The organism is Gemmatimonas aurantiaca, from assembly GCF_037190085.1.
Taxonomy (GTDB): Bacteria; Gemmatimonadota; Gemmatimonadetes; order Gemmatimonadales; family Gemmatimonadaceae; genus Gemmatimonas; species Gemmatimonas aurantiaca_A.
Genome location: NZ_JBBCJO010000007.1, coordinates 20583 through 28082, shown reverse-complemented (window position 1 = coordinate 28082; position 7500 = coordinate 20583). Strand labels below are relative to the sequence as shown.

General features: G+C 65.2%; 4 protein-coding genes. 1 reads left to right on the top strand and 3 read right to left on the bottom strand.

Going from position 1 to position 7500, the window contains the following annotated elements; all coding sequences use genetic code 11:
* Positions 1 to 202 precede the first annotated feature (202 nt).
* Positions 203 to 1450 carry a hypothetical protein gene (locus WG208_RS11160; RefSeq protein WP_337171435.1) on the top strand — a complete coding sequence of 416 codons (1248 nt, stop codon included), beginning with the start codon at positions 203 to 205 and terminating at the stop codon, positions 1448 to 1450.
* A gap of 47 nt (positions 1451 to 1497) precedes the next feature.
* Here WG208_RS11160 and WG208_RS11155 read toward each other — a convergent pair whose 3' ends face one another.
* From WG208_RS11155 to WG208_RS11145, 3 genes are all read right to left on the bottom strand, one after another.
* Entirely contained in the window at positions 1498 to 3606 is a 2109-nt protein-coding gene (locus WG208_RS11155; RefSeq protein WP_337171434.1) for an ATP-binding protein, read from the bottom strand.
* A complete protein-coding gene (locus WG208_RS11150) occupies positions 3560 to 4255 on the bottom strand; it encodes a DedA family protein (protein WP_337171433.1) in 696 nt (231 codons plus the stop codon). The genes WG208_RS11155 and WG208_RS11150 overlap by 47 nt, the downstream gene beginning before the upstream one ends.
* A 98-nt stretch (positions 4256 to 4353) precedes the next feature.
* Positions 4354 to 7497 (bottom strand): efflux RND transporter permease subunit, encoded by a 3144-nt coding sequence (locus tag WG208_RS11145; protein ID WP_337171432.1) that lies wholly within the window; start codon positions 7495 to 7497, stop codon positions 4354 to 4356.
* Between the last annotated feature and the right edge of the window lie 3 nt (positions 7498 to 7500).

The window sequence follows — 7500 nt, the reverse complement described above, 5'->3', positions numbered from 1 at the left end:
GATTGTGCGGATGGGGCGGAAACAACACGGATAACTACGGGAACACCCCCCGCTGTTGATCCGTGTTGTTTCCGCCCCATCCGCGTAATCCGCGGCAAAGCCGTTTATCTGTTGTCCTGGACGCCCTCCGCACCAGGCGTGAATTTCCCCACATTCGCCAGTCCAGCGACTTGTCGGAATGAACGGACCCGCCCCCCGAGATATGCACAAGGCTCTCTCCATCGCGTGCAGCATCGTGTGCGGCCTGGCTCTTGGCGCGTGCCAGGCGTCGCCTGACCGCAGCACCACAACCGTCGAAGGGCTCCGCAGCGACAGTGCGGGCATCACGATCGTGGAGCATGTGCTGCCAGCAGGTGGGCAGTCGTCTGCTCCAGCCTGGCACCTGGGAGCGGCCACTTTCCGCATCGATTCCATTCCCCGTGCCAGCCGGCCGGAGCTTCACAAGATCAGCGGCGCGGCATTCCTGGATGCCGGCGATGTCCTCGTTGGTCACGAAGGTGGAAAGGAACTGCTGCTCTTCGCGGCCGACGGGCATTTCGTCCGAAGCATTGGACGCGGCGGATCGGGGCCGGGCGAGTTCCGCGCGATGGCCGGGCCCTGGAGTCTCGATCGGCAGCGATTTGCCGTCGTCGATGGGGTCACACGGCGCACCACGGTATTCGCCCCCGCGCCTGCCGGCCCCGATTCGATCGAACGCATCACGGCCTTCACCAATCGCACGCTCCCCGATTCCTCCTACTTCGTCTGGCGAAGCTTCGGTGTCACACGCACCGGCGCCACGATTCTGTGGGTGATGGGACCACCCATCATGGCCGTGGGCATGACGCGCCCGAACATGTCGATCGTGGCCGTCGACTCCACGGGCACGGCCGTGAGAGTGGGGCCGGATCGTCCCGGCCTGGAGCAGTACGTCATGGCAGCCCAGAAGGAAGGCTCGTTCTCCCTCGGCATGTCACCGTTTGCCGCGTCGCCATTGGCCACGGCCTGTGGTGACCGGGTCGCCGTGGCGGACAATCAGTCGTACACGGTGTCGATGATGACACTCGACTCACGCGTCGTCTCGATCATACGGGCCTCGGTTCCTCCGCGCCCGGTTTCGGATGCCGATTACCGCGCGGTAGCCCGCAACTACGTCGAGCAGGAATCGGATATCACCGAAGACATGCTCGCCCCCATGCGCCTGATGACCCCCCGTGGACTGCTCCCGGTGCTCAGTGCCCTGCACTGCGACGCCACCGGACGACTCTGGGTGGAAGAGCACCCCGATCAGACGCGGGGCGAACGACGGGTCACGGGCTACACCACCGATGGCGCACGGCGATTCGTGCTGATGCTGCCCGTGACGATGCGGATTCTCGGTGTTCAGGACACGACCGTTGCGGTCTCCGTCACCGATGCCGACGGCGTGGAGCATTTCGAACTCCGCCCGGTCGAACGCATCAGGCAGTGACGCTGCGCATTCGTGCGTCCAGTCACTTCAGTTCACTGCGGCTCACTTCAAGGCAATTCATCGAACACGCTGCGCACCTGCTCACGATCGAGCGGCTTGGTGAGGAACGCGTGGATCCCATCGCGCTGGGCATCGTCGAGTTGATAGTGCTCGCTGAATCCTGAGCAGAGCACCACCGGCAGACCGGGGCGGATGGACAGCACGGCGCGGGCCAGTGCGTCACCCGTCATGCCGGGCATGGTCTGATCGGTGAGGATCACGTCGAACGCCATCGGGTCGCGTACGATATCCTGCAGCGCCGCCTCGGGATCGGTGGTGGTGACGACGTGGTGCCCCAGTGAGGAGAGCAGTCGGGAGAGCGCGCGCGCCACGGCCGGTTCATCGTCCACGACGAGCACCCGCCGGGTTCGGGGCGCCAGAGCCCCGTCCACCAGCGTCGGCCGGGAGGTGAGACGTTCGGCATCGGACTCGAGGAGAGGCACCCAGACATCCACCTCGGTGCCCCGCCCCAGCTGGCTGTGCACCTGCACCTGACCGCCATGGGCCTGCACGATGCCCAGCGTGACCGCCATGCCAAGCCCGGTGCCGTCCCCCTGCGGTTTGGTCGTGAAAAACGGCTCGAACACGCGGGCCAGCGCTTCCTCACTCATGCCCGATCCATTGTCACGCACCACCAGATGCGCCCAGCGCCCGGGCGTGAGCGTCGACGACTCTCCAGCCGTGATGAGTTCGGGCGTCAGCCAGATCTCGAGATTCGCATCACGCGCGCTCCGCATCGCATACTCGGCGTTCGCGCACAGGTTGAGCACCACCTGCTGGAACTGGGAGGGATCGCCCTCCAGTTCACACCGTTCGTCGGGGAGCTGCACATCGAGTTCGAGCGTGGATGGCTTGGAAGCCTCGAAGAAACGCACCGCCTCCGCGACCACGTCGGTCAGACTGAAACGTTCCCGCACGGCGTCGCGCATGCGGCTGAACGTGAGGATGCGATGGACCAGATCGCGTGCCCGGGTGGCCGCCGCGATCACGTCGGCCGAGGCCTCCCGCGTCGCGCGGTCGATGTGATGCTCCACGGAGAGCGCGTCGTTCACACTCTCCGCCGAATGGAGAATCACGGTGAGCAGATTGTTGAAATCGTGCGCGATGCCACCGGCCAGGCGCCCCAACGCCTCCATGCGCTCGGCCTGGCGGAGACGTTGCTCCCGGATCCGCGACTCGGTGATGTCCTGCAGCACGCCGAGGGTGGTCGCCGGTTGCCCGGCGGCATTGCGGGCGAGCACCAGCGATCGTTGGGCCATCCATCGCCAGCCTCCCGCACGATGTGCGATACGGTACTGCACGGAACGCACGGGCGGATCGGGATGCTCCCGCCATCCCGCAGTATGGCTCAGGAGCCCATCCAGATCGTCGGGATGCACCAGACCGGTCCAGGCGCGGGACGTCATGCTCATGACTTCGGCCACCGGATGCCCCAGCACCCGTTCACAGGACGGCGTGATGAACGTGATCCGGTTTTCCTCGAGATCGAAGGTGTAGACGATGTCGGGAATCGCCTGCATGATGCGATCGATGAACCGCCGGCTCTCCATCGCGTCGTGCAACGCACTTTCGGCGGCCGCGGCCCGTTCGGTTCTCGCGCCACCGATCAGCAGCGAAGCCACGCGGCTCACATCTTCCATGAGCTGCAGTTCGCGATCGGTGGGAGTGCCGGGCGCGGCATGATAGATGGCGAACGTGCCCACCACCGTGGTATCGAGCGCGAGAATGGGCATCGACCAGCAGGAGCGCAGCCCGAACGCCATGATCGTTTCCGCCGCCCCCTTCCAGCGCGGGTCGGTCGCGATATCCTCGGCGATCACCACATGCCCGAGATGCGCCGCGCTTCCACAGGATCCGCTCAGGGGACCGATGGGGATGTTCTCGGTGAGCCGCACGAACTCCGTGGGCATCGAGGGCGCGGCACCGGGAGACAATGTCCGACGTTCGGCATCGAGCAGCAGAACGGTGCAACGGGCTCCCGGCACCAGTGCTTCCACCCCGCGACAGATCGCATCGAGTGATCCCTGCAACGAAGGCGATGCAATCACCGCTCCGAGCAGGGCTCGCAGTTCATCCGCCTGGACGTTCGCGGTGGCGCTCGAAGTCGATGTCGGCACGGTCCGAGAGAGGGGATTCGGAGGGCTGGCGTTGCTCGGACCGCGCGGCCTTCCGCTCCCCACGACGCCGTTGCCAGCGTACGAAGGCGAGAATCGCCACCGTCAACAACACGGCCCCCACCAATTCACCGGCCTGTCCAATGTGCCCGATGGCCTGCACGGCGGCTTCACCGGCAGCGTATCCGATCGCCGCGAAGAATGCCGTCCACACCAGCGAGCCGATCAGCGAAACCGGCAGATAGATATACAATGGCACGCCGGCAGCCCCACACGCCATTGGCAGGATGATCCGCAATCCGAAGGCAAAACGCACGAAGAACGACGCCTTGAGCGGATTGTTGCGCACGACCCGGAGCGCCACGGTGCCGGTGCTGCGGGCGCGGGGGAACCGGCGCCGGATTGCATCCCACTTCCAGCGCCCCACACCATACAAAAAGCACGTCGCAACCCATCCACCGATCGTGATGGCGGCAATCACCCGCCCCAGATGCAGTTCACCTTCGTGCGCGGCAATGCCACCGAAGATAGGCCCGAGCTCTTCGGTGATGATCGCGCTGGCGCCGAGGACCACATAGGTCCACGGGCCATCGGAAAGTGCGGTCAGCCAGCTGCCGGCAACCAACAGGGCGGGGAAAAACCACGAACGCATAGCGGTGGCAATGTAACCCCGTCACGGGGGGCAAAGTTCAAGCGGCCGCTCCAGCTCACTTCCTGGAACGGCCGCTTGCCCATCCTACCTCGGGATCATCAATCGCCGGTCACTTCGAGCGCCCGGTACTGTCCCGTGTGTGGCGGTGTCAGTCCCACGCGACGCAGCGCACCGGTGCGCAGGTTGTCGAAGATCTCGTAGAACGTCGGAATCACCAGCAGGGTGAGCACCGTGCTCGTCACCACACCGCCGATCACGGCCACGCCCAGCGGCGCGCGGAACTGACCGCCCTCACCACCACCCAGCGCCACGGGAATCATGCCCGCGATGAGTGCGAACGTGGTCATGAGAATGGGGCGCAGACGGATGGCGCCGGCTTCGATGAGCGCTTCCCGCAGCGGCATGCCGTTGCGCTCACGCGCCCACTTGGCGAAGTCGATGAGCAGAATGGCGTTCTTCGCCACGATGCCGCACAGCAGGATCACCCCGATGAGACTCATCAGATTGATCGTGTTGCCGGTGATCGCGAGCGCGCCCATCACGCCGATGAGCGACAGCGGCAGCGAGATCAGGATGGCGATCGGATCGAGGAACGATCCGAACTGCACCACCAGGATCATGTACATGAGCGCCACGGCCACACCGAGCGCGATGAAGATGCTGCTGAACACCTCGTTCTGCTGCTCCACCTGACCGCCGCTCGAGAACGTCACGCCGGGTGGGATCGTGATGTTGCGGGTGCGGCGTCCCAGGTCGTCCATGACTTCCGTGAGCGAGCGACCGGCCACGTTCGCCTGCACCTTGATCACGTTGTCACGGTTGAGGTGATTGACGATGGCGGGTCCGAGATCGCTGCGGATCTTCGCGACCTGCTCCAGCGGAATGAGCGTGCTGCCGCTCCCCTGCCCCACCGCGATGGGCAGTTGTGCGAGATTGGCGCCGCGCGCCCGCGCTTCCGGAGCGAGCCGCACCATCACCTTGCGCGTCTCGTTGTTGGGGTCGACCCAGTCACCCGCGTCGAGCCCGGCGAATGCGGGACGGATGGCCTGCGCCACCTGCCCCACACTGATCCCCATCGCCCCCGCGAGTCCGCGGTCGATCTGCACGGTGAGCTCCGGCTTCTGCCCCTTGGTGCTGAGCCCCACGTCCACCGCGCCCGGTGTGCTCTTGAGCGCGGCGAGATACTGATTGGCCACCTGCTGCAGCGCCTCCTTGTTGTTGCCGCGCAATTCCAGCGAGATCTGCTTCTCCTGCCCCGCAAAATCGTTGGTGAACACCGACACCGTGGCACCGCCGATCTTCTTCACATCCTCACGCAGCACCGCGGCCAGGGTTTCCGCATCCCGCTCGCCCGCCGCCTTGCGCGCGGCCTTGGTCTTGAGCTTGAAATACACGCTGGCGACATCCACCGCGCCGCTCGCACCACCGGCGGTCACGAACGAATAGCGGACCTCGGGATACTTTGATGCAATGGCCAGCGTCTCGTTCACCTTCTGCCGCAGGTAGTCGAGATTGGCGCCCGGCGGCGATTCCACGTTGGCCTGCAATTCGGCGTTGTCCTCGATGGGGAAGAACCCGCCGCCCACGAGACCCATCGCCGGCATGGCCAGCGCGAACGTGAAAGACGCGACCGCGAGCAGCACCATGCTCTTCGGATGGTCGAGCGCCCATCCCACCAGACGACGATATCCCGCCGCGAGTCCGTTGAACCAGTGGTTGAACTTGTCGAGCTGCTTCGTGAGCCAGCTCTTCTGATGCTCCTCGAGATGCGGATCGGACCAGTACGCCGACAGCATCGGGTCGAGCGAGAACGACACGAACAGCGAGACGAGCACCGAACACGCGATGGTCAGGGCGAACGGCTTGAACCACTGCCCCGCCTCCCCCTCCAGAAACGCGATCGGCACGAACACCGCCACGATGGAGAACGTGGTGGCCGCCACGGCGAGCCCGATTTCATCGGTGCCCTCGCGGGCCGCGGTGTAGTGATCCTTCCCCATCTCCACGTGTCGTACGATGTTCTCGCGCACGACGATCGCATCGTCGATGAGAATGCCGATGGCCAGTGAAAGCCCCAGCAGCGACATGGTGTTCAGCGTGAACCCGAACGCCCACACCGCCACGAACGACGCCAGCACCGACACGGGCAGCGCCAGACCGGTGATCACCGTCGAACGCCACGAGTTCAGGAAGAGAAACACCACGAGCACGGTGAGTGCCGCGCCCTCCACGAGCGCGCTCTGCACGTTGGCCACCGAGTCGTCCACGCGCTCACCCTTGTCCTTCACCACCTCGAACTGCACGCCCGCGGGCAGTGTCGGACGCAGCAGCTCCACCTTCTTCAGAATGGCTGCAGCCACGGCGGTGGTGCTGTAGCCCTTGGTCTTCTTGATCTCGAGACCCACGGCTTCGCGGCCATTGAACAGGGCCAGCGTCCGTTGCTCCTCGATCCCGTCGGTGGCCGTCGCCACGTCGCCGAGCCGCACGATGCGTCCGTTCCGCTCGGACACCACCAGCTGCATGAAGTCCTGCGGACTGTTCAGACGTCCCTGCAGACGGATGGTCCGTTCGTCGAGCGCGCCGTTCAGGCGTCCTACGGGCACCGCGAGATTGCCGGCCTGCAACGCCCCCACCACCTGCGGTACGCTCACACCCGCCGCCAGGAGGCGCTGCGGATCGAGGTTCACGGTGAGCTCCCGCTTCACCGCGCCGGTGATGGACACGTCGGCGACGCCGGGAATCGCGCGCAGTTCACGCGTGATGCCGGGATCGGCGAGCAGCGTGAGCTGCGCCGGCGTGATCGTGTTCGACCAGAGCGACAGCGTCATGATCGGCGCGTCGGTCGGATTGAACTTGCGCAGGATCGGTTCTTCGATTTCCTGCGGCAGATCCTGACGCTTCGTGCTGATCGCGTCACGGATGTCCTGCGTGGCTTCCTGCAGATCCTTCGAGAAGACGAACTGCGTGACGATCATCGCGTATCCGTCACGCGCTTCGCCATTGATCGACTTGACACCGGCGATGGACTGGATCGCCTCTTCGATCGGCTCGAGGACCTCGCGCTCCACCTGCTCGGGCGAGGCACCGGGATACACCACGGTGGTCATCACCACCGGGGGCTGGACTTCGGGAAACTCGTCGGTCTGCAGTTGTGTCAGGGCGACGAGTCCGAAGCCCACCAGTGCCAGCATCGCCACCACCGTGAGCAGTGGGCGCTTGATGGCAAAATCCGAAATGACCATGCG

Excerpts from the sequence above, each read along its gene's own strand:
- WG208_RS11160 (WP_337171435.1), top strand. The coding sequence starts at position 203 with ATGCACAAGGCTCTCTCCATCGCGTGCAGCATCGTGTGCGGCCTGGCT.
- WG208_RS11150 (WP_337171433.1), bottom strand. The coding sequence starts at position 4,255 with ATGCGTTCGTGGTTTTTCCCCGCCCTGTTGGTTGCCGGCAGCTGGCTG.
- WG208_RS11145 (WP_337171432.1), bottom strand. The coding sequence starts at position 7,497 with ATGGTCATTTCGGATTTTGCCATCAAGCGCCCACTGCTCACGGTGGTG.